The following is a 25,289-nucleotide window of genomic DNA, read 5'->3' on the forward strand; positions in this document are numbered from 1 at the left end:
GCATGGCCAGGACCGCCAACCTTCCACCCGCCAGCCCCACACCACGCTTCCAGGTGCGTCGCCTGATTGCCGGCTTCAGCGCAGTTTTCGGCCTGGCCTGCCTGATCATCCTCGGCGCCCTGTTAAATATCGCGGGTACTCTTGACCATCAGGAACGCCAGCGCAGTGCCTCGCAGGCAACCAAGGCGCTGGAGCAACGGCTGCTCGCCTCGCGCCAGTTCCTGTCCAGCTATGCCGTGTGGGATGCTGCCTTCGAACACCTGGCGGGCCAGGCCGACTGGAAATGGGCCTACGAAGAAAAGAACGTGGGCGAGTCGCTGTACAGCGCCAGCGGCTATGAAGGGGTGTTCGTGGTGGAGGACGCTCGCACCACCTACGGTTTGTTCAAAGGCCAGCCTACCCAGGCAGCGGCCAATACCTATATTAATGCAGCGCTGCAGCCAATCATCGACCAGGCTCGGGCAGCGGCCATCCCACGTGAACAGATCACCCGTTTCGTCCTGTTCAACGGCTGGCCGGCAGTGCTCAGTGCCGCGGCGGTGCGCCCGGACCGGGATGTCACCGATAGCGAGGTGCGCCAGGCGCCGGTGATGCTGTTCGTCGACCAGCTCACCGAGGAAAAGCTGGCACAGCTGAGCAGCGGTGCCGGCCTGACCGGCATGCATGTGGAAAACGATGATGTGGGTGAGCACGGCCACCTGCGCATCGACCTCGGCGATACCGGCTACCACCTGTCCTGGAGCAGCCCGCTGCCAGGGCAGCAGTTGCTGCGCGCGGTGTTGCCGCCGCTGGCGGGTGCCTTGCTGATACTCGGCCTGGTCATGCTGTACCTGTTTCGCCATGCCTTGCGCAGTTCGCGGGCGATCGACCTCACACTCGCCCATCTGCAGCAGAGCAACCAGGCCCTGGAGGCCAGCGAGCTGCGTTTTCGCGCGGTGGCCGAGTCGGCCTCCGACTGGATCTGGGAAACCGATCGGCAACAACACCTGACCTACCTTTCGCAACGCTTCGTCAATGTCACCGGCTACCCGGTGGACGATTGGCTCGGCCACCCGCTCAATCAGTTGCTGGCCTGCGATACCACGCCGCTCTCGCCGTGGCTGGATGCCCTGGCCGCGGCCGCCCCGCAACAACTGGCCAACCTGCGCTGCACCTACCGCGACCAGAATGGCCAGAACCGCTACTGCCGGATATCGGCCCGCGCCATCTGGTACGACGGCAAGCCCGTCGGTTTTCGCGGCACCGCCAGCGACATCACCGACGAAGTCGACGCTCATGCGCGCATCCAGCACCTGTCGCTGCACGACCCGCTGACTGGGCTGGCCAACCGCAACAAGCTCGCCCGGCACCTCGAGCAGGCCTTGTTGCGCGGCAGTGATTCGCCGCCACTGACCTTGCTGCTGCTGGACCTGGACAACTTCAAGCCGATCAACGACTCCCTCGGCCATGCCGCCGGTGACGCCGTGCTGCAGGAGGTAGCAACACGCCTGCGCGACAGCACCCGCGATGGCGACCTGGTCGCGCGCCTGGGCGGCGACGAGTTCCTCCTGGTGCTTGGCGGCATGGACAACCGCAGCGAGATCGACCGCTTCTGTGCGCGCCTGATCAGCCTGCTGCAGCAACCGATCATCTTCGATAACCAGCCCCTGCACGTTGGCGCCAGTATCGGTGTCGCCCAGACCCGTACCCAAGGCTTCGATGCCGGCGAGCTGATCCGCTGCGCCGATATCGCCCTGTACCAGGCCAAGGCCGACGGCAAGTGCACCTGGCGCTATTTCGCTGCCGAAATGAACCAGCAGATCCAGTACCGCCGCCAACTGGAGAACGACATGCGGCGGGCCCTGCGCAACCAGGAATTCGAGCTGCACTACCAGCCGCGCTATCGCCTCAGCGACCTGCGCATCGTCGCGGTCGAGGCCTTGCTGCGCTGGCAGCATCCGCAGGAGGGGTTGCTGGGGCCGGACACCTTCATCCCGCTGGCCGAACAGAGTGACATCATTGTCGCGCTGGGCCGCTGGGTGCTGCGCGAAGCCTGCCGCACAGCCCATGACTGGCCTGCCGATGTGCTGGTTTCGGTGAACCTGTCACCGGCGCAGTTCCTGCGTAGCGACGTGGTTGCCGATGTACGCGAGATCCTGCTGGAAACCGCCTTCCCCGCACAGCGCCTGGAGCTGGAAATTACCGAGAACGTGATGCTCAATGACATCGAAGGCGCGCTGGGCACCATGCTGTCGCTAAAGGAGTTGGGCGTGCGCCTGAACATGGACGACTTCGGCACTGGCTACTCGTCGCTGGGCTACCTGCGCACCTACCCGTTCGACAGTATCAAGATCGATAAACGCTTCATTGGCGGACTGAACAACACCAGTGGCAGCGACCGCGCCGTGGTCCAGGCCATCATCAACCTTGGCGAAGCGATGGGGCTGACGGTGACGGCCGAAGGGGTGGAGAGCGAGCAGCAGCTCAAGGCACTGCAGAAGGATCGTTGTCACGAAGTGCAGGGCTATTACATGAGCAGGCCGCTGGACAGTGCGGGGCTTGAGGCGTTGTTGACGCAGGCATCCCAGCGTTCGGCACCTTACCTGTAGCGCGTCGAGGTAACTGTCTTGCTCAGGTTGGAATGATTATCCCTGTGGGAGCGGGTTTACCCGCGAAGAATGCGGCGCGGTATATGGCACCGGCTTCGCCGGTGTTCGCGGGTGAACCCGCTCCCACAGGGATAGTGCAGTTTTTCGAAGTTTCTTCGCTATTACAGAGCTGAATCCCGCTGCAAACTGCGCTCTGCCACGATTTCCGGCAGGTCGCGCCGACGCAGGTAGGTGCGCAGCGGTTCACCAATGTTCAAACGGTCATCCACATGCTGTTCCAGCAACAGCGCCAGCCGTTCGCGGCACAGGGCCATGCGCTGCCCTTGCTCGGGCCGCCAGACAAACTCGCTGCAGGGCGTGATACTGGCGTCGGCCACGTCCATGCCGAACGAATCTTCGGAAAAACGCACGATGTGCACACCGCGCTTGCCATGAAAACCGACAAAGCCCTTGAGCTGGTCGGCAGCGTTGCAAATGTCCTGGGAAGTGATGGCCATGACGTAACCTCGCAATCAAATCGGAAGATACGCACGCCAGGCGGGGAAAGGTTGCCTCTGCCGGGCAACTCGTGGCTGGCAGCCTAACGCAAGCCGTCGCACAGGCGCCACGGTTTTCATCGATCAGCGCCCACCGTCTACCTGGGAATGCAGCAGCTCGCCCAGCCACTGCATGAAGGCCTGCACCCGGCGTGGCACGTGCCGTTGCCGTGCATACAGCAGTGACACTGGCATGGCCGGGGCTTGCCAGCCTTCCAGTACCGAAACCAGCTCACCGCGCTGCAGGTGCTCGGCCACGCCCACCGCCGGCACCTGGATCAGCCCCAGCCCGGCCAGGCATGCCGCCGAATACGCCTCGGCATTGTTGACTGTCACCACGCCGGCCATTGCCTGGAAGTGCAGTTCACCGTCCTGGAGGTATTCGAAACCGGCGCTGCGCGCGCCCAGGGTGCGAACGTAATGCACCAGGTGGTGCCGGGCCAGGTCCTGCAGCGTGTGCGGCACGCCATGGCGGGCCAGGTAGGCAGGGCTTGCACAGTTGCGCATGCTCAGTTGCCCGACCGGGCGCGCCACCACATCCAGGTCATGCAGGGCACCAATGCGCATCACGCAATCGAAGCCTTCACGCAGCAGGTCGACCTGGCGGTCGGTGCAACTGAGCTCCACCTCCAGGCGCGGAAAGCGCTGCAGAAACTGCGGCAGCGCCGGGATGATGACCCGGCGGGCCATCATGGTCGGCAGGTCGACCCGCAGGCGCCCGGCCAGCTCGGCATCGTCGGCGCGGAACAGGCTCTCGATTTCGTCCATGCCCGACAGCAGGTCCTTGCTGCGTTCGTACAGCAAGGCGCCATCCTGGGTCGCCTGCACCCGGCGGGTGGTGCGATTGAACAACTGCGTACCCAGCAAACGCTCCAGCGCCCTGATCTGCTCCGACACGGTCGAACGGGGCAGCCCCAGGCTTTCCGCAGCCAGGGTGAAACTGCTGACCTCGCTGACCCGCACAAAGGTGCGCAACAACTCCAGCTTGTTCACTTGAACCTCGTCTATCCGGTTTTACCGAACAGTATTTCCATATTTGCTGGATTTAACAGCACAACACCGACCAATAACCTGTGCTCATCAGCCCACCATGAGGTTTTCACCATGACCCGCAAGATTGCCCTGATCACTGGCGCCAGCCGCGGCCTGGGCCGCAACACCGCCGAACACCTGGCCGCACGCGGCATCGATGTCATCGGCACTTACCACAGCAAGGCCGAGGAAGCCCAGGCCGTGGCCGTGCGGCTGGAGCAGGCCGGGGTCAAGGCCGCCATGTTGCAACTGGACGTCAGCGACAGCGCCAGCTTTGCCGGCTTCGCCGAACGCCTGGGGGCAACCTTGCAGCAACACTTCGGTCGCGAGCGTTTCGACTTTCTGGTGAACAATGCCGGGATCGGCTTGAACGTGCCATACACCGAAACCAGCGAGGCGCAGTTCGACCAGTTGCTGAACATCCAGCTGAAAGGGCCGTTCTTCCTCACCCAGCGCCTGCTGCCGCTGCTGGTCGACAATGGCCGCATCGTCAACATTTCCACTGGCCTGGCGCGCTTTGCGCTGCCGGGGTATGCCGCCTATGCCGCGATGAAGGGGGCGATGGAAGTGCTTACCCGCTACCAGGCCAAGGAACTGGGCGCGCGTGGTATTCGCGTGAACATTCTGGCGCCGGGGGCGATCGAGACGGACTTTGGCGGCGGCGTGGTGCGGGACAACCGCCAGGTGAATGAATACATTGCCGGCAACACGGCGCTGGGGCGGGTGGGCTTGCCGGATGATATCGGGGCAGCGATTGCGCTGTTGCTGGAAGATGGCAATGGCTGGATCAACGGGCAACGGCTGGAGGTTTCAGGCGGGATGTTCCTCTGAGGTCAGGTTTTCTGGGGCCGCTTTGCGGCCCATCGCCGGCAAGCCAGCTCCCACCTCGACTGCATCGACCTCAAGCATTGTGCAGTACCTGTGGGAGCTGACTTGCCGGCGATGAGGCCAGGACAGGCAACACAGGACAGTTGCTCCCACCACCGCATGAGCCTGGGTTGCCAGCGATCGGGCCACAGAGTAGCCACCTGCCTCATTGCTCATGCACCTGCACACTGGCCGTCATCCCCGCACTCAGGGTCACCCCCTCCGGCACCTGGTCCAGGCGGATCCTCACCGGTATCCGCTGCGCCAGGCGTACCCAGTTGAAGGTCGGCTCAACCTCCGGCAGCAACTGGCTGTCGGGGTTACTGTTGCGGTCGGTGATACCACGGCTGATGCTCTCCACATGCCCTTGCATCGGCTCGCCCGCGCCCATCAGCCAGACCTTCACCGCATCCCCCACACGAATGCGCGGCAGCTTGGTTTCCTCGAAGTAGGCCTGGATATAGAAGGTTGAATCGTCCACCAGGGCCATCACCGATTCCCCGGTGTTCACATAGTTGCCCTCGGCCAGGCGCAGGTTGGTGATTTGCCCGCTGCGCGGTGCCCGCACTTCACTGCGCGCCAGGTTGATTCTGGCAACCTGCAACTGTGCCTCGGCCTCATGCAGTTCACCGCGGGCAATGGCCGCATTGATCTGGGCGTTTTCCCGCAGTTCGGCACTGATCGCCTCCGGCCCCAGGGCCGTACGCCGGGCGGCTTCCCGCTCGCGCAGGCGCAGTTGCTGGCTGCGGGTCTCGGTCACCGCGCTGGCCTGGTCGAATGCCGCCTGGAAGCGTTCGCGGTCAATGCTCATCAGCAGGTCGCCGGCCTTGACCTGCTGGTTGTCACGAACCTTCAGCTCGCGCACCCAGCCGGACACATCGGGGGCGATCACCACCACATCGGCACGCACACGCGCATCTCGGGTCCAGGGGGTGAGCATGTAGTACTGCCACAACTGATAGCCGGCGAACACGGCAAGGGCCACCACACACAAGGTGACCAAGGTACGTACGGCCGCACGCATCGAAACACTCCTTTACAAGGTTCCCAGCAGTCGCACCACCAGGAACAACACACAAACGAACAGCGCCGCGTCGAACAGCGCTTCATGCCAGATCCAGCGCCCCAACGGCGTGGCCTGCACCACCAGACGCAGCAACCCGGTAAGCACCAGCGCCAGCAACACATAAACAAGGAAGGGACTGAACAGCACGCCGCCCACTTCCCACTCACGCAACCCCATGAGCTTCCTCCTGCCAGCGGCACCACTTGCCCCAGCTTTTTTGCAGTTGCAGCACCGCCCCTTCGGCCAACCGCAGCGGATCGCTGGAGGGTAGACGGCGCAAGGCGCCAATGAACTGTTCGCTGGCGGCATCCAGGCGCTGCCCGCGCCCGGGCGCCGGCCCCTTGGCCAGCACGGCCTCTACCTGCTGCAGGTATTCACGCTCGGCACGCCCCAACGGGGCCTGGGCGACCGCCAGGCACATGCGCAGATGCACCAGTTCGTCGCCGATATCCAGGCCGTGCAGGCCGTCGTCCCAGCGCTTGCGTTCGCTCTCGGGCAGTTCGCCGGCATGCCGCGCCAGTTGCATCAGGCGGTCGGCCATGCGCCCGCCAAACCAGCTGTCGGCCCCGCGCAAGTCGCGTCGGGTCAGGCGCACCAGGTCGTTCTGGGTCGCCGCACGCAAGCGCCGGCCCAGCCAGGCCGGGTGACGGAACACCAGCAAACGGAAGGCCATCACCGCTGCCGACACACCTACCAGCATGGCCAAGGCACTGTTGAGCATGGTGGCCACGCCGAACTGCATGGCATTGAGCGGCGACACCAGCACGATGAAATGCAGGCAATAAGAGGTAGCCGTTGCCCCGGTCCGCGGGTGAGCCATACCCAGTGCACCAAGAAACAGCGGCACGCCCATGCCCAGGCAAAGCATGGCGAAGCTGCTCCATTGCGGCAGCAGAATCTGCCCGACCAGAAACGCCGCGGGTATCGCCAGGAAGATCCCGCGCAAGAAGCTCAGGCCGATCTGCGCACCGTTCTCGCGGCTGGCGAACAGGCTGCAGACCACACAGGTCAGCACCAGGCCACCCGGCGCCGAAGGCCAGGCGGTGGCCAGCCAGAAGCCGCTCATTACCAGAAAGGCCAGCGCACTGCGTGAGCCGAACAGCAAGGCCAGCGACCAGTCGCGGTGCGCGGCCAGGCCTTGGGATACATCCTTGGGCGCCCTGCCCGCCTCGACATCTTCCAGCGCCTGGCTGGCAGCCATGGCGTAATCCAGCAGCAGAGCCATGCGCGCAAGGCAGAAGTGCTCCGCCGGGCTGATCTGCTCATCGTGGGCGGTATCCCAGATGCGCTGGCGCAGCAACAGAAGGCCCGGCTGGTCGGGCTTGCCCAGCAGTGCGCGCACCTCCTCCAGCCAGGGCGCCAGGCGTTGGGCCTCGCGCTCATCCAGTTGCCGCCACTGCCGGCGCACTGACCGGGAAATGCGCAGCAGCACCATCAGTTTCTGGCTCAGGCCGCGAATGGCACGAGCACGCTGGCGCCCGCGGTTGCCTTCGAACCAGGCGTGTTCGCGCTGGCTGTCGATGGCAACGATACGCCCCAGGCTCTCCAGCAAGCCTTTGCGCGCCTCGTCTTCCCCGCCCAGCATGGCACTGGCGGCCTGCAGGCCGTTCTGCCAGGCCTGGCGGGCCTGCCCGCCCAGTTGCTGCTCTACCCGCATGGGCCAGAGCAAGGCACTGCTGGCGGTGGCACAGAAGATACCCAGGCAGATCTCGGTGCAGCGCGCCACGGCCTGGTCGAACACCTGCAATGGGTGGTCGATGGCCGGCAGGGCAATGATCGCCGCGGTGTAGCCTGCCAGCACGAAGGCATAGGCCCAGGCGCTGCGTAGTTGGGTGGAGGCGGCGGTGCACAGGGCCAGCCACAGGGCCAAGGTGAGCAGGAACAGGCCGGGGGTCTGGGCGAACAGGCCGATGAACAGCACCGACACAATCGTGCCGACAAGAGTGCCCGCCAGCCGCGCCAAGCCCTTTTGCACCACCATGCCCGATAAAGGCTGGGCGACGATGAAAGCGGTCATCAGTGCCCAGGACGGTTGCTCCAGGCCCCAGCGCATCGCCAGCCACAGCGCCAGGCCGCCACCGAGCAGGGTCTTGATGGCGAACTTGAGGGCGAGGCTGCTGGGGGCGAACAGGGCCTGGAGAGTGATGGGCACGAGGCGGACCTTGCGGGGATGGTCTTGTAGAAAGATAGACAATGATGGGAAGGATAAGGCGGAAAGGATTAATTAGCTAGCTAATCATCTTTGTTATCGACAGGCTCTCCTGTGCTGCCCTGTTCGCGGGCACGCCCGCTCCCACATGGGACCGCGCACAGTCCGAATCTCGTGAAGTCATTGTGGGAGCGGGTTTACCCGCGAAGAGGCCGGCACAGGCAACACAAAAATTGCAGGCAAAAAAATGGGCGACCGAAGTCGCCCTAAATGCCTTGCGTGCTCGTGTACCCGGAAGGTCAGCGCGGCTTGCGCTTGTTCGAATCCTTCCAGATGAAAATGCCCAGACCGGCAAAGAAGACGACCATCAACCCGACCGTTACCACTCCGGCGATAACCACGTTGTCGAAGAACATGCTGGCCTCCCCATTCGTTTGCCGTTGTCCGATGGGTGCAAGTTAACCAAACTGGGGGCGGGGAAAATTGATCGGTGTCAATGGTGCCCGGGGCCGGGCACGCGAGGCGGGTGCTGGGTTGACCTGCGTCAAGTTTCAGCGTTTCTTCGGCTTGTTCTTGGGTTTCTTTTTCTTGGCGGTGTTCAACGGCAGGGCCTGCTCGAAAGCATTGCGCATTTCGTTCAGGCGCTTTTCCTTGAGGTCGTGGACGCGCTTGGCGCGTTCGGCATCGAAATCGATGAGGTTGTCTTGGCTCATGGGTGGGCTCGACGATCAACTGAGACTTGCATGATGAAGCCAGGCGCTGGCGCTGACCAGCCCCGCGTCAGACTTCGATGTCCACCAGAAGCCCCTGGCGCCCGTGCTCGCCCATCAACGGCGCCACCGGCACGGTGTTGTCGGCGTTGACCTCGTCACCCGGCATCGCACTGTAGCGTTCGTCGTCGTCCTTCTGCCGGCGTTGCTGCTGGCGGCGCTGCTCGTCGCGCAGCAGTAGTGCCTGCTCCTGCGGGTCACGCTGGTGCTTGAGGTCGATGGTGCTTTCGCCGGAGGCAGGCTGCGTCGGCACCACCGGCTTGATGTCGGGTGTCGGTTTGACCGGGTCCTGTTGCGAGGTCACCGGGGCGGCACTGAGCGGAATGATCGGTGGCAGCATGGACGTTCTCCTATGCCCCCTGTATCGGCAGGCGCGGGCTTACCTTGATGGCAGGCACAACACTTATTCGGCTTCTTCGTCAGGCTCGTCGTCGGTTGGCGGGCTGGCCTCGCTCCAGGGGCGCTTGTACACCTGCTGCCAGACCGCGTCCATGTGTTCGCGCAGCACCTGTGGCGCGGCTTTGAGCGAGGCGCTGTCTTCGCGCTCACCGCCGATCGGCTCCTCACCCGCCGGGGTGATCAGCGACTGGCCGGTGATACTGTAGCTGGCCTGCCCTTCACGCATCTCGATGGCGATGTCGTGCGGGTCGATGCCACCGCCGCAGAAGGCGTGGCTGGCAACCGTCACCTCGGCGACGCCGTCCTTGTTCAGGTCGCCGACATCGCTGACATCGTTATAGAAGTCCACATCCAGGTCCAGGCCCGGGCAGGTGGTTTCCTGTTCGATCTGCCAGCGCGCCTTGAACGCGTCGCTTTCGGCGGTGCGCCCGTACAACGTGGCCTTGAGGACCACCTTGTCCACTTCCTGCTCGCTTTCCGGGTCGCTGGTCTGGCCATCGCTGCGGCTCAATACCAGCAGGCCTTCACCATCGCGGTCACGAAAGTGCACGCTCTTGATCGGCGTTTGCACGCCCAGTACCTCGAGCTGCTCGATCGGGATGGCGGGCAAGGTCTCGAAGTTTTTCTGCTCGCAGGCGGCCAGCAGCAACAGGCTGCCCACGGCCATCGAAGTGCTGATCCAGCGGTGCTTGGCAGACATGTTGATCCGGGGCCCTCGTCGGCAGCACGGTGGGGGACGATGAAGCGACTAGACTGTTGCTACCTATCGCACTTCCTATCGCAATTCGGCACCTTTCGATGCGCTCGGCACTTTGGTCTGACCGGCCGATCCGTTAACATAATCGGCTTTTTCATCGCGGGAGTTCAGGCAGTATGGCGCAGCAGTATCAACCGGGGCAACGCTGGATCAGCGACAGCGAAGCCGAGCTCGGCCTGGGTACCATCCTGGCGCAGGATGGCCGCCTGTTGACCGTGCTCTACCCGGCCACTGGCGACACCCGCCAGTATTCCCTGCGCAATGCGCCGCTGACCCGCGTGCGCTTCTCGCCAGGTGACCAGATCACCCACTTCGAAGGCTGGAAGCTGACTGTGCGCGAGGTCGAGGATATCGACGGGCTGATGGTCTATCACGGCCTGGACGGGCAAAACCAGCCGCGCACCCTGCCGGAAACCCAGTTGTCGAACTTCATCCAGTTCCGCCTGGCCAGCGACCGCCTGTTCGCCGGGCAGATCGACCCGCTGTCGTGGTTCAGCCTGCGCTACAACACCCTGCAGCACACCAGCAAGCAAATGCAGTCGGCGCTGTGGGGCCTGGGCGGCTGCCGCGCCCAACCCATCGCCCACCAGTTGCACATCGCTCGCGAAGTCGCCGACCGCAGCGCGCCGCGCGTCTTGCTGGCCGACGAAGTGGGCCTGGGCAAAACCATCGAGGCCGGCCTGGTGATCCACCGCCAGCTGCTGTCCGGCCGCGCCAGCCGCGTGCTGATCCTGGTGCCGGAAAACCTCCAGCACCAATGGCTGGTGGAAATGCGCCGCCGCTTCAACCTGCAGGTGGCCCTGTTCGACGCCGAGCGCTTCATCGAAAGCGACGCCAGCAACCCGTTCGAGGATGCCCAGCTGGCGCTGGTGGCCCTGGAGTGGCTGGTCGAAGACGAAAAGGCCCAGGACGCGCTGTTCGCCGCCGGCTGGGACCTGATGGTAGTGGACGAAGCCCACCACCTGGTCTGGCACGAAGACCAGGTGAGCGCCGAATACGGCCTGGTCGAACAGCTGGCCCAGGTGATCCCGGGCGTGCTGCTGCTCACCGCCACCCCAGAGCAGCTCGGCCAGGACAGCCACTTCGCCCGCCTGCGCCTGCTCGACCCCAACCGTTTCCATGACCTGGCCGCCTTCCGCGCCGAGAGCGAGCACTATCGCCCGGTGGCCGAAGCCGTACAGGAACTGCTCGACGAAGGCCGCCTGTCACCCAAGGCCCACGCCACCATCCAGGGTTTCCTGGGTGCCGAAGGCGAAGCCCTGCTGGCAGCGGTCAGCGACGGCGATACCCAGGCCAGCGCGCGCCTGATCCGTGAGCTGCTCGACCGCCACGGCACCGGCCGCGTGCTGTTCCGTAACACCCGCGCGGCGGTCCAGGGCTTCCCTGAGCGCCAGCTGCACCCTTACCCACTGGCAACGCCCGAGCAGTACCGCGACCTGCCAGCCGGCGAACATGCCGAGCTGTACCCGGAAGTTGCCTTCCAGGCCCAGGGCGAGGTGGCCGACGACGAGCGCTGGTGGCGTTTCGACCCGCGCGTCGACTGGCTGATCGACACCCTGAAGATGCTCAAGCGCACCAAGGTGCTGGTGATCTGCGCCCATGCCGAAACCGCAATGGACCTGGAAGACGCCCTGCGCGTACGCTCGGGCATCCCGGCCTCGGTGTTCCATGAAGGCATGAGCATCCTCGAACGCGACCGTGCCGCCGCCTACTTCGCCGACGAAGAGTTCGGCGCGCAGGTGCTGATCTGCTCCGAGATCGGCAGCGAAGGCCGCAACTTCCAGTTTGCCCACCATCTGGTGATGTTCGACCTGCCAGCGCACCCGGACCTGCTCGAACAGCGCATCGGCCGCCTCGACCGCATCGGCCAGAAGCACACCATCCAGCTGCATATCCCGTACCTGCAGGACAGCCCGCAAGAGCGCCTGTTCCAGTGGTACCACGAAGGGCTCAACGCCTTCCTCAACACCTGCCCTACTGGTAATGCACTGCAGCATCAGTTCGGCCCACGCCTGCTGCCACTGCTCGAAAGCGGCGAAAGCAAGGCCTGGGAAGCACTGGTGGCCGACGCCCGCAGCGAGCGCGAACGCCTGGAAGCCGAACTGCATACCGGCCGTGACCGCCTGCTGGAACTCAACTCCGGCGGTGCCGGCGAAGGCCAGGCGCTGGTCGAGGACATTCTCGAACAGGACGACCAGTTCGCCCTGCCGATCTACATGGAAACCCTGTTCGACGCCTTCGGCATCGACAGCGAAGACCATTCCGAGAACGCGCTGATCCTCAAGCCGAGCGAGAAGATGCTCGACGCCAGCTTCCCGCTGGGCGACGACGAAGGCGTGACCATCACCTACGACCGTGGCCAGGCGCTGTCGCGCGAGGACATGCAGTTCCTCACCTGGGAACACCCGATGGTGCAAGGCGGCATGGACCTGGTGCTGTCCGGCTCGATGGGCAACACCGCCGTGGCGCTGATCAAGAACAAAGCGCTCAAACCCGGTACCGTGCTGCTTGAACTGCTGTTCGTCAGCGAGGTGGTGGCACCGCGCAGCCTGCAACTGGGCCGTTACCTGCCACCGGCAGCATTGCGCTGCCTGCTTGATGCCAATGGCAACGATCTGGCGTCGCGCGTGGCCTTCGAAACCCTCAACGACCAGCTGGAAAGCGTGCCGCGCGCCAGCGCCAACAAGTTCGTCCAGGCCCAGCGTGACATGCTGGCCCAGCGCATCGGCAGTGGCGAAGCCAAGGTCCTGCCAGCCCACGTCGAACGCGTGGCCGAGGCCCAGCGTCGCCTGAAAGCGGAGGCCGACGAAGAGCTGGCCCGTCTGGTCGCGCTGCAAGCAGTCAACCCGAGTGTGCGCGACAGCGAGATCGAAGCGCTGCGCAAGCAGCGCGAAGAGGGCCTGGCGATGCTGGAAAAGGCCGCCCTGCGCCTGGAGGCCATTCGCGTGCTGGTGGCTGGCTGATACCGGTCAGACACCACCGCCTTTGTGGGAGCGGCCTTGTGTCGCGAAAGGGCCGCAACGCGGCCCCAGAATTGGCGCAATAATTGAAATTGCTGGGGCTGCTTTGCAGCCCTTTCGCGACACAAGGCCGCTCCCACAGGGGGCCAATTTTCAGAAACCAAGTACATATTCCCTGCTGCGATCAGGTTCATAACCAAATCGTAGAAATCAATGTGCCATTAGTCAGGAAGGCTTAACCACCTCTTCCTATACTGCCTCTGGACAGTCTGCACAGGGTTGTAGCGCAGACGAGTGAAAACTCGATCATGAGGCATTCCATGGAGTGGCTGGGGCTGCAACTGTTCGCCGACCTGCCGGCAACCGGGCGCATCGTCATTGATTGCCGGCATGAACCGTTCCTGGTTCTGCTCGCCTACCTCGTCGCCTGTGCGGCCTGCTTCGCCACCCTGGACATGGCCGAGCGCCAATCCCACAGCGAAGACCCCACCGCCCACCGACAATGGAACATGCTCGGTGCCTGCTGCCTGGCAGGTGGCATCTGGGCCATGCACTTCATCAGCATGCTGGCTTTCCAGGCGCCAGTGGAAGTGCACTATGACGTTTCCCTTACCATCCTGTCGCTGCTCATCGCCCTGGCCGTCGCCTGGCTGGCCATGCACAGCCTCGACCGCAGCCAGATGCGCCCCCACCACTACCTGCAAAGTGCAGTGCTGATTGGCCTGGGCATCATCCTCATGCACTTCGTCGGCATGGCCGCCCTGGAAACCGGCGCCCGCCAGTACTACCAGACCGGCCTGCTGCTGGCATCTGCCACCATTGCCCTGCTGACCAGCCTGACGGCGCTGTGCCTGGCACGCTACTTCCGTCATGGCAGCGGCACCTTGCACCATGCCATGAAGTACGGCGCCAGCCTGCTGATGGCCGGCGGCATAGTCGCCACCCACTTCACAGCGATGTCGGCCATGACCCTGGTCATCCCGGCAGACACTGCCCTGCGCCTGCCCTCTGGCGACAACAGCCTGCAACTGGCGCTCGGCATCGGCTTCATCACCCTGCTGATCAGTGCTGCCAGCATCAGTACCGCGCTGGCCGACAAGAAGCTGCAAAGCAAGGAACACGACCTGCGGCGGGTCAGCGTGTTGCTCAGCCAGCTGGACCAGGCCCGGGCTTCGCTGCAGCAGGCCGCGCACTACGATGCCCTGACCAACCTGGTCAACCGCCGAGGTTTCAACCAGGTGTTCGCCGAACGCCTGGCCGAACACCAGGCCACGGAAAGCCACCTGGCAGTGATGTTCCTCGATATCGACCATTTCAAGCGCATCAATGACAGCCTCGGCCACGACGCCGGCGACGAACTGCTCAAAGTGATCGCCAGCCACATCAAGGCCGCCACCCGCAACCACGACCTGGTCGCGCGCTTTGGCGGCGACGAGTTCTGCGTGGTCACCAGCCTCAACAACCGCGACGAAGCCCGCCACCTGGCCCAGCGCATCATGCAGCGGATGAAGGAGCCCATCGACCTGGGCGGTCGGCGCATGGTCATGACCACCAGCATCGGCATCAGCATCTTCCCCGACGACGGCACCACCGCCGAAGAGCTGCTCAAGCACGCAGACCTCGCGCTGTACCAGTCCAAGGGCAACGGGCGCAACAGCCTGAACTTCTTCAACGACAGCCTGAAGACCCAGGCCTCGATTGCCCTGCAACTGGAAGAGGAACTGCGGGTGGCCCTGGTCGAGGAGCATGGGCTGTGCGTGCATTACCAGCCGATATTCGACCTGCGCAGCAGGCAAGTGGCCAAACTGGAAGCCCTGGTGCGCTGGCGACACCCGCAACACGGCCTGCTCGGGCCCGATCGTTTCATTGCCATCGCCGAAGCCAACGGCCTGATCATCGACCTTGACCTGTGGGTGCTGCGCCACGCCTGCGCCGACCTGGCCTACCTGCAGCGCCACGGCCATGGCAACCTCAAGGTCACGGTCAATTGCTCGGCCGTCACCCTCAGCCACGACGAACTGCCCAACGAGGTGGAGAAGGCGCTGTTCCACGCCGGGCTCGCGCCCTGCCAGCTGGAGCTGGAAGTGACCGAGAACGCCCTGATGGGTGACATCCAGCGTACGGTCAACCTGCTCAAGCGCGTGCGCGCCCAGGGCGTGGCGCTGTCGATCGATGACTTCGGCACCGGCTACTCGTCACTGGCCTACCTCAAGCGCCTGCCGCTGGACGTGCTGAAGATCGACCGCAGCTTCCTGCAGGATGTGCCGGGCAGCCAGAAGGACCGCGAGATCGTCCAGGCGATCATCGTCATGGCGCATACCCTCCATCTGCAGGTGGTCAGCGAGGGCGTGGAAAACGCCGAACAGCTGGCGTTTCTCGAAGCCCACGGCTGCGACTACCTGCAAGGCTACCTGCTGGGCCGCCCGGAGCCGCTGGCCGAACTGCGCTCGTTGCTGGAGCGGCTACAGCACCAGGGCGGCCTATTCAGCCCTTGCTGCGATACAACTCAACCAGTGTCGCCGGATCTTTTTGCAGATACCCCTGGCTTGCGTGCAGGCGCATCAATTGTGCGGCAAGGCCACTGAGCGGCGTCGCCGAGCCTTGCTCGCGGGAGAACTTGACCGCGCCATCGAGGTCCTTGAGCAGCGTGCGCACGTGCCACTTGATCGGCTCGAAGCGGCTCTCGGCCATTTGCGGAGCGAGGATCTGCAACGGTTTGGAGTCGGCAAAACCGCCCGCCAGCGCTTCGGCGATCAGCGTCGCGTCGACCCCGGACTGTTCAGCCAAGGCCACCACTTCGGCGATCACCAGGGCATTGCAGGCCACGATCATCTGGTTGCAGGCCTTGGTCACCTGGCCTGCGCCCACCGCCCCCATGTGCGTCACGCGCTGGCCAAGTACCTGCAGTACCGGGCGCGCACGCTCCAGGTCGGCCGACTCGCCACCGACCATGATCGCCAGGGTGCCGGCTTCGGCCCCGGGCGTGCCGCCGGAAACTGGCGCGTCCAGCCAGGCCATACCGCACAGCGCTGCCAGTTCGGCGGCCATTTCACGGGTGGCGGTTGGCTCCAGGCTGGAGAAATCGATCAGCAACTGACCACTACGCCCGCCCTGGGCAATGCCTTGCTCGCCGAACACCACCTCGCGGACCACGGCCGTGTCGGCCAGGCACAGCAGCAGCATGTCGCTGTCGCGGCACAGTTCGGCAGGGTTGCTGGCCAGGCGCGCGCCGGCGGTGACCAGTGCAGCGCACTTGTCCGGGCTGCGGTTCCACACCGTCAGCGGGTAGCCCGCTGCCAACAGGCGCCGGCACATGGGCAGGCCCATCAGGCCGATGCCGGCGAATCCAAGCGAAGGTAGTGCAGTGCTCATCGATGACTCCTGACTATTCGAATAACCGGGGGCCGCTGTGCGGCCCATCGCCGGCAAGCCAGCTCCCACAGGGTTCGGTGCAGCTTTACAGGGCTGCACCTCACCTGTGGGAGCTGGCTTGCCGGCGATGGGCTGCAAGGCAGCCCCCATTACGCATCCCGTAAACTGTTACCGCCACGCCGAATTGTTACTTACCTCTACCCGCCTTGAACGCCTGCAAGCACCAAAACGAGGCGGCTGCGCATTTTCGCGCACCAAAAGCGATCATGCATCGAGAGGGCGCTTCGCCTGGATCACGATGAATGGCGAAACCACCACCGCCCAAATCTCTGGATCGCGGCTTTGCAGGTCCTGGGCCTGCTCGGCGGTCACCGGCCCAACAGTGCCATCACTACGCCACTTGGCGAAGATCTCGCTGCGATTCTCGGCCATTGCCTCGGCAACGGCAATCAGGTCCAGGCTTGGGTCGACCCAAATCAGGTCACCCTTGGCCCAGAAACGCTCCAGCGCTTTCCACTCGATGATTGCCGTCTCGCCAAGCAATTTGGCATAGAGGGTGCTTGTGTGATCAGTCATGGGTGGTATCCGCAAAAATCGGCCAATAAAAAAGGTCGGCATTTTTGCAGAAAAACCCGGTTTCAAATATGTAATTTGGTCGATTGATCCCGAAACTTGTGGGGCGGGGTCGCAGATGCAGGCAGTTTGATGGCGCCTTTCTGTATCTTTGTGTCGACCATGCGACAACCCAGGAAGCAGGCACTTTTCGACCGCTTTTCAAGCGCTCGGGCAGCGCTCTACACTGTACCGGTACAGTTCCGGGACATGTTCCGGGGGAAGGTGGGCTTGCGCGTTGGCATGGCCACGCCGCAAATCCCGCCCGGTCTGTAGCCCTGGCCGCCAGGACTATAAGAATTACAACAGAATGAGTGGAGCACTATGATCAAGATTTCCAAGCTGTTCGCCGCAATGGTTCTGGCAGGGGTAGCCAGCCATTCGTTTGCCGCCGATACCATCAAGATCGGGATTGCAGGCCCCAAGACCGGCCCTGTAACCCAGTACGGCGACATGCAGTTCATCGGCGCCAAGCAAGCCATCAAGGATATCAACGCCGCGGGCGGCGTGGATGGCAAGATGCTCGAAGCCAAGGAATACGACGACGCCTGCGATCCTAAACAGGCCGTTGCAGTCGCCAACAAAGTGGTCAACGACGGCGTCAAGTTCGTCATCGGTCACCTGTGCTCCAGCTCCACCCAGCCTGCGTCCGACATCTACGAAGACGAAGGCGTGATCATGATCACCCCGGCCGCCACCTCCCCGGAAATCACCGCCCGTGGCTACAAGCTGATCTTCCGTACCATCGGCCTGGACAGCGCCCAGGGCCCGGCTGCCGGCAACTACATCGCCGACCACGTCAAGCCGAAGGTAGTCGCCGTCCTGCACGACAAGCAGCAGTACGGTGAAGGCATCGCTACCGCGGTCAAGCAGACTCTGGAAGGCAAAGGCACCAAGGTTGCCGTGTTCGAAGGCCTGAACGCCGGTGACAAGGACTTCTCCTCGATCATCCAGAAGCTCAAGCAGAACAACGTCGACTTCGTCTACTACGGCGGCTACCACCCAGAGCTGGGCCTGATCCTGCGCCAAGCCCAGGAAAAAGGCCTGAAAGCCAAGTTCATGGGCCCGGAAGGCGTGGGTAACGACTCCATCTCGCAGATCGCCCAGAACGCCTCCGAAGGCCTGCTGGTGACCCTGCCGAAGTCGTTCGACGCGGACCCTGCGAACAAGAAGATCGTCGACGCCATCAAGGCTGACGGCAAGGACCCAAGCGGCCCGTTCGTGTTCCCGGCCTACTCGGCTGTCGAGCTGATCGCCCAGGGCATCAAGGCCGCCAAGTCCGAAGACGCCGAGAAGGTGGCCGAGGCCATCCACGCCGGCACCTTCAAGACCCCGACCGGTGATCTGTCCTACGACGCCAAAGGCGACCTGAAAGACTTCAAGTTCGTGGTCTACGAATGGCACTTCGGCAAGCCGAAGACCGAAGTCTCCCCTCAGTAACTGCGTGACTAATAGCTGACCGTAGAAGCCCACTGTGCGAGCAGTGGGCTTTGTTTTACGAGGTTCATGGGCCTGATCCCCGCGATCCGGGGGCGGGTTCACCTGAAAATCTTAAAACCGTCACCCGCGGTTTCCTGGCCGTACCCCCGCCAGCGAAATGCAAATCAGGTTTTTAGGAGCGCTGTAATGCCTGAGATCTACCATTTCTTCCAACAACTGGTTAATGGATTGACCATCGGCAGCACCTATGCCTTGATCGCCATCGGCTACACGATGGTGTACGGCATCATTGGCATGATCAACTTCGCCCACGGCGAGGTGTACATGATCGGTTCCTACGTGGCCTTCATCGCCCTGGCGGGCCTGGCCATGATGGGTATCCATTCGCTGCCGATCCTGATGACCGTCGCCTTCGTCGCGACGATCTTCGTCACCAGTGCCTATGGCTACAGCATCGAACGGGTTGCCTACCGCCCCTTGCGCAACAGCAACCGCCTGATCCCGCTGATTTCCGCCATCGGCATGTCGATCTTCCTGCAGAACACCGTCTTGCTGTCGCAAGACTCCAAGGACAAGTCCATCCCCAACTTGATCCCCGGAAGCTTCTCGTTCGGGCCGGGTGGCGCGGAGGAAGTACTGATCAGCTACATGCAGATCCTGGTGTTCGTGGTCACCCTGGTGGCCATGACCTGCCTCACCCTGTTCATCTCCCGTTCCCGCCTGGGCCGCGCCTGCCGCGCCTGTGCCGAGGACATCAAGATGGCCAACCTGCTGGGCATCAACACCAACAACATCATCGCCCTCACCTTCGTCATCGGTGCCGCCCTGGCGGCGGTGGCGGCCGTGCTGCTGAGCATGCAGTACGGGGTGATCAACCCCAACGCCGGTTTCCTGGTGGGCCTGAAGGCTTTCACCGCGGCGGTGCTGGGTGGCATCGGCAGCATTCCGGGCGCCATGCTCGGCGGGCTGGTGCTGGGCGTGGCCGAAGCGTTCGGTGCCGATATCTTCGGCGACCAGTACAAGGACGTGGTGGCATTCGGCTTGTTGGTTCTTGTCCTGCTATTCCGGCCGACCGGCATCCTGGGCCGCCCGGAGGTTGAAAAAGTATGAACAGAAATCTCAAACAGGCGTTCTTCAGCGCCTTGCTGGTATGGGCCGTGGCCTTCCCGGTACTGGGCCTGAAACTGAGCATCGACGGCATCAGCCTAGTGGTGCACAGCCAGGGCTCGTTCACTATCAGCATCATTGCCGTGTGTTCGGTGCTGATGTTCCTGCGTGTGCTGTTCGACAAGCAGTGGAGTTCGGTGATGGGCCGCCGTTCGGATCGCAAGCTGATCCCGCCGGCCGTCAGCAACTACCTGACCCTGCCGAAGACCCAGCGCTACGTGATCCTGGGCCTGATCGTCGCGGCACTGGTGTGGCCGTTCTTCGGTTCGCGCGGTGCAGTCGACATTGCCACGCTGATCCTGATCTACGTGTTGCTGGGCCTGGGCCTGAACATCGTGGTCGGTCTGGCAGGCCTGCTCGACCTCGGTTACGTCGGCTTCTACGCCGTCGGCGCCTACAGCTATGCCATGCTCTCGCACTACCTGGGCTGGAGCTTCTGGGTATGCCTGCCGATCGCCGGCCTGATGGCCGCTACCTTCGGCTTCCTGCTCGGCTTCCCGGTGCTGCGCCTGCGCGGTGACTACCTGGCGATCGTGACCCTCGGCTTCGGCGAGATCATCCGCCTGTTCCTGCGTAACCTCACCGACTGGACCGGCGGCCCCAACGGCATCAGCAACATCCCCAAGCCGGAGCTCTTCGGCCTGACCTTCGAACGCCGTGCCGCCGAGGGCATGCAGACCTTCCACGAGTTCTTCGGGCTGGAATACAACTCGATCAACAAGGTCATCTTCCTCTACCTGGTGGCTCTGCTGCTGGCCCTGCTGGCGCTGTTCGTTATCAACCGCCTGCTGCGCATGCCGATCGGCCGCGCCTGGGAAGCCCTGCGCGAAGACGAGATCGCCTGCCGTGCACTGGGCCTGAACCCGACCGTGATCAAGCTCTCGGCATTCACCCTGGGCGCCTGCTTCGCCGGTTTCGCCGGCAGCTTCTTCGCTGCGCGCCAGGGCCTGGTGACGCCGGAGTCGTTTACCTTCATCGAGTCGGCGATCATCCTCGCCATCGTCGTGCTTGGCGGCATGGGCTCACAACTGGGCGTGATTCTCGCGGCCATCGTGATGATCCTGCTGCCCGAGCTGATGCGTGAGTTCAGCGAATACCGGATGCTGATGTTCGGTGCGCTGATGGTGTTGATGATGATCTGGCGTCCGCAGGGCCTGCTGCCTATGCAACGACCACACATGGAGCTGCATCGATGAGCCGTGAAATTCTGCAAGTCAGCGGCCTGAGCATGCGCTTCGGCGGCTTGTTGGCGGTCAACGGCGTGGGCCTGACCGTCAAGGAAAAACAGGTGGTGGCACTGATCGGCCCGAACGGCGCCGGCAAGACCACGGTGTTCAACTGCCTGACCGGCTTCTACAAGCCCAGCGGCGGCACCATCCTGCTCGATGGCCAGCCGATCCAGGGCCTGGCCGGGCACCAGATCGCCCGCAAGGGCGTGGTGCGGACCTTCCAGAACGTGCGCCTGTTCAAGGAAATGACTGCGCTGGAAAACCTGCTGATCGCCCAGCATCGCCACCTGAACACCAACTTCTTCGCCGGCCTGTTCAAGACCCCGAACTTCCGCCGCAGCGAGAAGGAGGCCATGGAGCGCGCCCAGTACTGGCTGGAGAAGGTCAACCTGACCGAGTTCGCCAACCGTACCGCCGGCACCCTCGCCTACGGCCAACAGCGCCGCCTGGAAATCGCCCGCTGCATGATGACCCAGCCGCGCATCATCATGCTCGACGAACCGGCAGCCGGCCTGAACCCGAAGGAGACCGAAGACCTCAAGGCGCTGATCGCCTACCTGCGCGAATCACACAACGTCACCGTGCTGCTGATCGAACACGACATGAAGCTGGTGATGAGCATTTCCGACCATATCGTGGTGATCAACCAGGGCACCCCACTGGCCCACGGCACGCCGGAAGAGATCCGCGACAACCCTGACGTGATCAAAGCCTACCTGGGGGAAGCGTAAATGCTGAAGTTCGAAAACGTTTCCACCTTCTACGGCAAGATCCAGGCGCTGCACAGCGTCAACGTGGAGATCAACCAGGGCGAGATCGTTACCCTGATCGGCGCCAACGGTGCCGGCAAGTCGACCTTGCTGATGACCCTGTGCGGCTCGCCGCAGGCGCACAGCGGCAGCATCAAGTACCTGGGTGAAGAACTGGTCGGCCAGCCGTCCTCGCACATCATGCGCAAGAGCATCGCGGTAGTGCCGGAAGGCCGCCGTGTGTTCTCCCGCCTGACCGTCGAGGAAAACCTGGCAATGGGTGGTTTCTTCACCGACAAGGGCGATTACCAGGAGCAACTGGACAAGGTGCTGCAGCTGTTCCCGCGCCTGAAGGAGCGTTATATCCAGCGTGGCGGCACCATGTCCGGTGGCGAGCAGCAGATGCTCGCCATTGGCCGGGCGCTGATGAGCAAGCCCAAGCTGCTGCTGCTCGACGAGCCCTCGCTGGGCCTGGCGCCGATCATCATCCAGCAGATCTTCGACATCATCGAACAGCTGCGCCGTGATGGCGTGACGGTGTTCCTGGTGGAGCAGAACGCCAACCAGGCGCTGAAGATTGCTGATCGGGCGTACGTGCTGGAGAACGGCCGGGTGGTGATGCAAGGGACAGGTGAAGCACTGCTGACCGACCCGAAGGTGCGCGACGCGTACCTGGGGGGGTGATCGGGAAAAGGGCCTTCGGGCCCTTTTTTCTGCCTGCCGGTTTTGTGTCGCCTGTGCAGCCCTCTTCGCGGGTAAACCCGCTCCCACAGGTACGGCGCCACACTCAAGCCTTGCGCTACCCCTGTGGGAGCGGGTTTACCCGCGAAGAAGCCAGCACAGTTGACCGAAAACTTGTGATCCCGGCAAAGCCTGAGTAACGTGGCCAGCTCCTTGGCAAAAGATTCCCCCGGAGCCCGCCCCATGCGCCTCACTCCCACCCTGCTGCTCACCGCCCTGCTGCCCCTGTTCGCCGGCTGCCAGCTGATGGCTGACGCCCCCAGCGACCCGAACATCGGCACCACGCGCATGCAGGGCGAGCTGCGTGCCGCCGGTGGCCAGCTGCTGTTCAAGCCGTGCAGCGAAAACCGTACCTTCGTGATCAACGACGTCGCCGCCACCGGCATCCTGCAGGAAGCCGCCAACCTCGCCAAGGATGCCAACGACAAGCTGTTCGCCGACGTCCGTGGCCGCCTCACCGGCAGCAGGCAGGCCAACAACGACGGCCAGCTGGAAGTACGCCGCCTTTACCGCCTGGAACCTTCCACCCGCGCCTGTGAAGACCCCAACTTCAAGCAGCTGACCCTGCGCGCCAACGGCCACGAACCGGAATGGGACATCAAGGCCAGCGGCAAAGGCATGGTGCTCAACCGCGTCGGCCAGGAACCCCTGCCCCTGCCCTTCCTGGAAGAAGAAGTGCCCGGCGGCGGCCTGACCCTGACCAGCGAAGCCAACGGCCAGCACGTGGAGCTGTGGGTCGCGCCACAACGCTGCGTGGATACCGCCACCGGTGCCATCCACCACCTGCGCGCCGAACTGCGCATTGACGGCAAGACCCTGCAGGGCTGCGGCTACTACGGCGGCGCACGCGACAACTGATCGCCGGGCGCTTTTATCCTGCCAGTCCGGGCGGCGAACAGCTTATACTTGGCGGTTTGTGTAAAGCCGCCGGCCGCCCATGGCCGGGATACTGGACCCTGCCATGCTACGAATCACCGAACTGAAGCTGCCCCTGGACCATCCCGACGAAGCCCTGCGTGAAGCCATCGTCCAGCGCCTGGGCATCCGCGACGAGCAACTGCTCAGCTTCAACCTGTTCAAGCGCAGCTACGATGCGCGCAAGAAGAACAGCGAACTGCTGTTCATCTACACCATCGACCTGGAAGCCAGCAACGAAGCCGAACTGCTCAGCAAATTCGCCGACGATCGCAACATTGGCCCGGCGCCAGACGTAACCTACAAGTTCGTCGGCCAGGCCCCTGCCGATCTGCAGGAACGCCCGATCGTGGTCGGCTTCGGCCCGTGCGGCATCTTCGCCGGCCTGTTGCTGGCACAGATGGGCTTCAAGCCGATCATCCTCGAGCGCGGCAAGGAAGTGCGTCAGCGCACCAAGGACACCTGGGGCCTGTGGCGCAAGAGCGTGCTCAACCCGGAATCCAACGTGCAGTTCGGCGAAGGCGGCGCCGGTACCTTCTCCGACGGCAAACTGTACAGCCAGATCAAGGACCCGCAGCACCACGGCCGCAAGGTGCTGGAAGAGTTCGTCAAGGCCGGTGCGCCGGATGAGATCCTGTATATCAACAAGCCGCACATCGGTACCTTCCGCCTGACTGGCATGGTCGAGCAGATGCGTCAGGACATGATCGCCCTCGGCGCCGAGGTGCGCTTCCAGCAGAAGGTCACCGACCTGCTGATCGAGGATGGGCAACTGACCGGCGTAGTGCTGGAGAGCGGCGAACAGCTGCACTCGCGCCATGTGGTACTAGCCCTGGGCCACAGTGCTCGCGACACTTTCCGCATGCTGCACGCCAAGGGCGTGTACATGGAAGCCAAGCCCTTCTCTGTGGGCTTCCGTATCGAGCACCCGCAAACGCTGATCGACAAGGCGCGCCTGGGCAAGTACGCCGGCCACCCGAAACTCGGTGCCGCCGACTACAAACTGGTGTACCACGCCAAGAATGGCCGTTCGGTGTACAGCTTCTGCATGTGCCCGGGCGGCACTGTGGTCGCCGCCACCAGCGAGCCAGGCCGGGTGGTTACCAACGGCATGAGCCAGTACTCGCGTAACGAGCGCAACGCCAACTCCGGCATTGTCGTCGGCATCGACCCCGAGCGCGATTACCCGGGCGGCCCGCTGGCCGGCATCGAGCTGCAGGAACGCCTGGAAGCCCACGCCTACGTGATGGGCGGCAGCAACTACCAGGCCCCGGCGCAGCTGGTGGGTGACTTCGTCGCCGGCCGACCGTCGACTGCGCTGGGCAGTGTCGAGCCGTCCTACAAACCGGGCGTGACCCTGGGCGACCTGGCGCCGAGCCTGCCGGACTTTGCCATCGAGGCCATTCGCGAGGCACTGCCGGCGTTCGACCGGCAGATCAAGGGTTACAACCTGCATGATGCAGTGCTGACCGGGATCGAGACCCGCACCTCGTCGCCGCTGCGCATTACCCGCGGTGAGGACTTCCAGAGCCTGAACCTGAAGGGGCTGTTCCCGGCGGGTGAAGGGGCCGGGTATGCAGGCGGGATCCTGTCGGCGGGGGTCGATGGGATTCGCATTGCCGAGGCGGTGGCGCGGGATATGCTCGGCCTCTGATCCTTTGTTACATGCCAGGGCCTCTTCGCGGGTAAACCCGCTCCCACAGGTACTTCACAGGTATTGAAGACTGTGAAGTACCTGTGGGAGCGGGTTTACCCGCGAAAGGGCCACTGCAGACATCAGAAAAATCCACAGCAAATATCAGACTTCCCCTCCCCCTTCCTTCCCCATCTGCATCTAGGCTTCCCTCAGCCCAGCCAGTAACACCATATAACAAAAACGAATATAGTTTTTGTTTGAAAGCATATCGTCACAGGCTAGGGTGTATGCCCGTTCCATCTTA

At 63.5% G+C, this 25,289-nt stretch carries 22 protein-coding genes; 11 read left to right on the forward strand and 11 right to left on the reverse strand.

From position 1 onward, the window contains the following. Nucleotides 1–2: 2 nt before the first annotated feature. Nucleotides 3–2,588 (forward strand): bifunctional diguanylate cyclase/phosphodiesterase, encoded by a 2,586-nt coding sequence (locus tag RIN61_RS05535; RefSeq protein WP_313856152.1) that lies wholly within the window; start codon nucleotides 3–5, stop codon nucleotides 2,586–2,588. 161 nt (nucleotides 2,589–2,749) lie between these two features. Here the strand turns inward: RIN61_RS05535 and RIN61_RS05540 are convergent, their stop codons facing one another. After that, complete coding sequence (locus RIN61_RS05540; protein WP_013973906.1) at nucleotides 2,750–3,085, reverse strand: DUF2025 family protein; 336 nt, start codon at nucleotides 3,083–3,085, stop codon at nucleotides 2,750–2,752. Nucleotides 3,086–3,208: 123 nt separating this feature from the next. Continuing rightward, entirely contained in the window at nucleotides 3,209–4,117 is a 909-nt protein-coding gene (locus RIN61_RS05545; protein WP_313856154.1) for a LysR family transcriptional regulator, read from the reverse strand. 111 nt (nucleotides 4,118–4,228) lie between these two features. On the opposite strand from RIN61_RS05545, the gene RIN61_RS05550 reads away from it, so the two are divergent. Next, nucleotides 4,229–4,987, forward strand: a complete 759-nt coding sequence (locus RIN61_RS05550) for an SDR family NAD(P)-dependent oxidoreductase (protein WP_025340343.1) — start codon at nucleotides 4,229–4,231, stop codon at nucleotides 4,985–4,987. A gap of 202 nt (nucleotides 4,988–5,189) precedes the next feature. On the opposite strand, the gene RIN61_RS05555 is transcribed toward RIN61_RS05550, so the two are convergent. The 7 genes from RIN61_RS05555 to RIN61_RS05585 all read right to left on the reverse strand — a co-directional run bounded on the left by RIN61_RS05555 (nucleotide 5,190) and on the right by RIN61_RS05585 (nucleotide 10,107). Further along, the gene (locus RIN61_RS05555) at nucleotides 5,190–6,047 is read right to left on the reverse strand and encodes an efflux RND transporter periplasmic adaptor subunit (RefSeq protein WP_112250676.1); all 858 of its coding nucleotides are present in this window, start codon (nucleotides 6,045–6,047) and stop codon (nucleotides 5,190–5,192) included. Nucleotides 6,048–6,059: 12 nt separating this feature from the next. Then, nucleotides 6,060–6,266 (reverse strand): DUF1656 domain-containing protein, encoded by a 207-nt coding sequence (locus RIN61_RS05560; protein WP_063913097.1) that lies wholly within the window; start codon nucleotides 6,264–6,266, stop codon nucleotides 6,060–6,062. Continuing rightward, on the reverse strand, nucleotides 6,253–8,241 hold the full coding sequence (locus RIN61_RS05565; protein WP_313856156.1) for an FUSC family protein: 1,989 nt from the start codon (nucleotides 8,239–8,241) through the stop codon (nucleotides 6,253–6,255). Before RIN61_RS05565 ends, RIN61_RS05560 begins: the two co-directional genes overlap by 14 nt. A 296-nt stretch (nucleotides 8,242–8,537) precedes the next feature. Beyond that, nucleotides 8,538–8,654, reverse strand: a complete 117-nt coding sequence (gene ccoM / locus RIN61_RS05570; protein ID WP_025340347.1) for a cytochrome c oxidase subunit CcoM — start codon at nucleotides 8,652–8,654, stop codon at nucleotides 8,538–8,540. 135 nt (nucleotides 8,655–8,789) lie between these two features. Further along, the gene (locus RIN61_RS05575; RefSeq protein ID WP_166674299.1) at nucleotides 8,790–8,951 is read right to left on the reverse strand and encodes a hypothetical protein; all 162 of its coding nucleotides are present in this window, start codon (nucleotides 8,949–8,951) and stop codon (nucleotides 8,790–8,792) included. Between the two features lie 67 nt (nucleotides 8,952–9,018). Further along, nucleotides 9,019–9,348, reverse strand: coding sequence for an aspartate-semialdehyde dehydrogenase (locus tag RIN61_RS05580; protein ID WP_313856158.1), 330 nt, complete (start codon nucleotides 9,346–9,348; stop codon nucleotides 9,019–9,021). Nucleotides 9,349–9,411: 63 nt separating this feature from the next. Continuing rightward, nucleotides 9,412–10,107 carry a M949_RS01915 family surface polysaccharide biosynthesis protein gene (locus RIN61_RS05585; RefSeq protein WP_207879979.1) on the reverse strand — a complete coding sequence of 232 codons (696 nt, stop codon included), beginning with the start codon at nucleotides 10,105–10,107 and terminating at the stop codon, nucleotides 9,412–9,414. Between the two features lie 173 nt (nucleotides 10,108–10,280). On the opposite strand from RIN61_RS05585, the gene rapA reads away from it, so the two are divergent. Together rapA and RIN61_RS05595 are read left to right on the forward strand one after the other, a co-directional pair. Continuing rightward, a complete protein-coding gene (rapA, locus tag RIN61_RS05590) occupies nucleotides 10,281–13,127 on the forward strand; it encodes an RNA polymerase-associated protein RapA (RefSeq protein ID WP_215520762.1) in 2,847 nt (948 codons plus the stop codon). A gap of 317 nt (nucleotides 13,128–13,444) precedes the next feature. Further along, complete coding sequence (locus tag RIN61_RS05595; RefSeq protein ID WP_313857568.1) at nucleotides 13,445–15,709, forward strand: putative bifunctional diguanylate cyclase/phosphodiesterase; 2,265 nt, start codon at nucleotides 13,445–13,447, stop codon at nucleotides 15,707–15,709. Here RIN61_RS05595 and RIN61_RS05600 read toward each other — a convergent pair. Both RIN61_RS05600 and RIN61_RS05605 read right to left on the reverse strand, forming a co-directional pair. Beyond that, the gene (locus RIN61_RS05600; protein ID WP_207879975.1) at nucleotides 15,609–16,496 is read right to left on the reverse strand and encodes an NAD(P)-dependent oxidoreductase; all 888 of its coding nucleotides are present in this window, start codon (nucleotides 16,494–16,496) and stop codon (nucleotides 15,609–15,611) included. The two genes, RIN61_RS05595 and RIN61_RS05600, sit on opposite strands and share 101 nt — an antisense overlap. 264 nt (nucleotides 16,497–16,760) lie before the next feature. Beyond that, on the reverse strand, nucleotides 16,761–17,072 hold the full coding sequence (locus tag RIN61_RS05605) for a DUF2288 domain-containing protein (RefSeq protein WP_112250665.1): 312 nt from the start codon (nucleotides 17,070–17,072) through the stop codon (nucleotides 16,761–16,763). Nucleotides 17,073–17,432: 360 nt separating this feature from the next. Here RIN61_RS05605 and RIN61_RS05610 point away from each other — a divergent pair, with 360 nt between their 5' ends. The 7 genes from RIN61_RS05610 (at nucleotide 17,433) to RIN61_RS05640 (ending at nucleotide 25,003) form a co-directional block, all read left to right on the forward strand. Further along, a complete protein-coding gene (locus tag RIN61_RS05610) occupies nucleotides 17,433–18,548 on the forward strand; it encodes a branched-chain amino acid ABC transporter substrate-binding protein (protein ID WP_112250663.1) in 1,116 nt (371 codons plus the stop codon). 186 nt (nucleotides 18,549–18,734) lie between these two features. Further along, nucleotides 18,735–19,658, forward strand: coding sequence for a high-affinity branched-chain amino acid ABC transporter permease LivH (gene livH / locus RIN61_RS05615; protein ID WP_025340356.1), 924 nt, complete (start codon nucleotides 18,735–18,737; stop codon nucleotides 19,656–19,658). Then, nucleotides 19,655–20,911 (forward strand): high-affinity branched-chain amino acid ABC transporter permease LivM, encoded by a 1,257-nt coding sequence (locus RIN61_RS05620; protein WP_112250662.1) that lies wholly within the window; start codon nucleotides 19,655–19,657, stop codon nucleotides 20,909–20,911. Before livH ends, RIN61_RS05620 begins: the two co-directional genes overlap by 4 nt. Continuing rightward, complete coding sequence (livG, locus tag RIN61_RS05625) at nucleotides 20,908–21,675, forward strand: high-affinity branched-chain amino acid ABC transporter ATP-binding protein LivG (RefSeq protein WP_025340358.1); 768 nt, start codon at nucleotides 20,908–20,910, stop codon at nucleotides 21,673–21,675. The genes RIN61_RS05620 and livG overlap by 4 nt, the downstream gene beginning before the upstream one ends. Beyond that, nucleotides 21,676–22,377 (forward strand): ABC transporter ATP-binding protein, encoded by a 702-nt coding sequence (locus RIN61_RS05630; protein ID WP_013973921.1) that lies wholly within the window; start codon nucleotides 21,676–21,678, stop codon nucleotides 22,375–22,377. A 240-nt stretch (nucleotides 22,378–22,617) separates the two neighbouring features. Beyond that, nucleotides 22,618–23,292, forward strand: a complete 675-nt coding sequence (locus RIN61_RS05635; protein WP_025340360.1) for a COG3650 family protein — start codon at nucleotides 22,618–22,620, stop codon at nucleotides 23,290–23,292. Nucleotides 23,293–23,395: 103 nt separating this feature from the next. Further along, nucleotides 23,396–25,003 carry an NAD(P)/FAD-dependent oxidoreductase gene (locus tag RIN61_RS05640; RefSeq protein WP_046614721.1) on the forward strand — a complete coding sequence of 536 codons (1,608 nt, stop codon included), beginning with the start codon at nucleotides 23,396–23,398 and terminating at the stop codon, nucleotides 25,001–25,003. Nucleotides 25,004–25,289 lie beyond the last annotated feature (286 nt).

The organism is Pseudomonas inefficax (assembly GCF_032164165.1).
GTDB lineage: Bacteria > Pseudomonadota > Gammaproteobacteria > Pseudomonadales > Pseudomonadaceae > Aquipseudomonas > Aquipseudomonas inefficax.

Excerpts from the sequence above, each read along its gene's own strand:
- RIN61_RS05535 (WP_313856152.1), top strand. The coding sequence starts at position 3 with ATGGCCAGGACCGCCAACCTTCCACCCGCCAGCCCCACACCACGCTTC.
- RIN61_RS05540 (WP_013973906.1), bottom strand. The coding sequence starts at position 3,085 with ATGGCCATCACTTCCCAGGACATTTGCAACGCTGCCGACCAGCTCAAG.
- RIN61_RS05550 (WP_025340343.1), top strand. The coding sequence starts at position 4,229 with ATGACCCGCAAGATTGCCCTGATCACTGGCGCCAGCCGCGGCCTGGGC.
- RIN61_RS05555 (WP_112250676.1), bottom strand. The coding sequence starts at position 6,047 with ATGCGTGCGGCCGTACGTACCTTGGTCACCTTGTGTGTGGTGGCCCTT.
- RIN61_RS05560 (WP_063913097.1), bottom strand. The coding sequence starts at position 6,266 with ATGGGGTTGCGTGAGTGGGAAGTGGGCGGCGTGCTGTTCAGTCCCTTC.
- ccoM (WP_025340347.1), bottom strand. The coding sequence starts at position 8,654 with ATGTTCTTCGACAACGTGGTTATCGCCGGAGTGGTAACGGTCGGGTTG.
- RIN61_RS05575 (WP_166674299.1), bottom strand. The coding sequence starts at position 8,951 with ATGAGCCAAGACAACCTCATCGATTTCGATGCCGAACGCGCCAAGCGC.
- RIN61_RS05580 (WP_313856158.1), bottom strand. The coding sequence starts at position 9,348 with ATGCTGCCACCGATCATTCCGCTCAGTGCCGCCCCGGTGACCTCGCAA.
- RIN61_RS05585 (WP_207879979.1), bottom strand. The coding sequence starts at position 10,107 with ATGTCTGCCAAGCACCGCTGGATCAGCACTTCGATGGCCGTGGGCAGC.
- rapA (WP_215520762.1), top strand. The coding sequence starts at position 10,281 with ATGGCGCAGCAGTATCAACCGGGGCAACGCTGGATCAGCGACAGCGAA.
- RIN61_RS05595 (WP_313857568.1), top strand. The coding sequence starts at position 13,445 with ATGGAGTGGCTGGGGCTGCAACTGTTCGCCGACCTGCCGGCAACCGGG.
- RIN61_RS05600 (WP_207879975.1), bottom strand. The coding sequence starts at position 16,496 with ATGAGCACTGCACTACCTTCGCTTGGATTCGCCGGCATCGGCCTGATG.
- RIN61_RS05605 (WP_112250665.1), bottom strand. The coding sequence starts at position 17,072 with ATGACTGATCACACAAGCACCCTCTATGCCAAATTGCTTGGCGAGACG.
- RIN61_RS05610 (WP_112250663.1), top strand. The coding sequence starts at position 17,433 with ATGATCAAGATTTCCAAGCTGTTCGCCGCAATGGTTCTGGCAGGGGTA.
- livH (WP_025340356.1), top strand. The coding sequence starts at position 18,735 with ATGCCTGAGATCTACCATTTCTTCCAACAACTGGTTAATGGATTGACC.
- RIN61_RS05620 (WP_112250662.1), top strand. The coding sequence starts at position 19,655 with ATGAACAGAAATCTCAAACAGGCGTTCTTCAGCGCCTTGCTGGTATGG.
- livG (WP_025340358.1), top strand. The coding sequence starts at position 20,908 with ATGAGCCGTGAAATTCTGCAAGTCAGCGGCCTGAGCATGCGCTTCGGC.
- RIN61_RS05630 (WP_013973921.1), top strand. The coding sequence starts at position 21,676 with ATGCTGAAGTTCGAAAACGTTTCCACCTTCTACGGCAAGATCCAGGCG.
- RIN61_RS05635 (WP_025340360.1), top strand. The coding sequence starts at position 22,618 with ATGCGCCTCACTCCCACCCTGCTGCTCACCGCCCTGCTGCCCCTGTTC.
- RIN61_RS05640 (WP_046614721.1), top strand. The coding sequence starts at position 23,396 with ATGCTACGAATCACCGAACTGAAGCTGCCCCTGGACCATCCCGACGAA.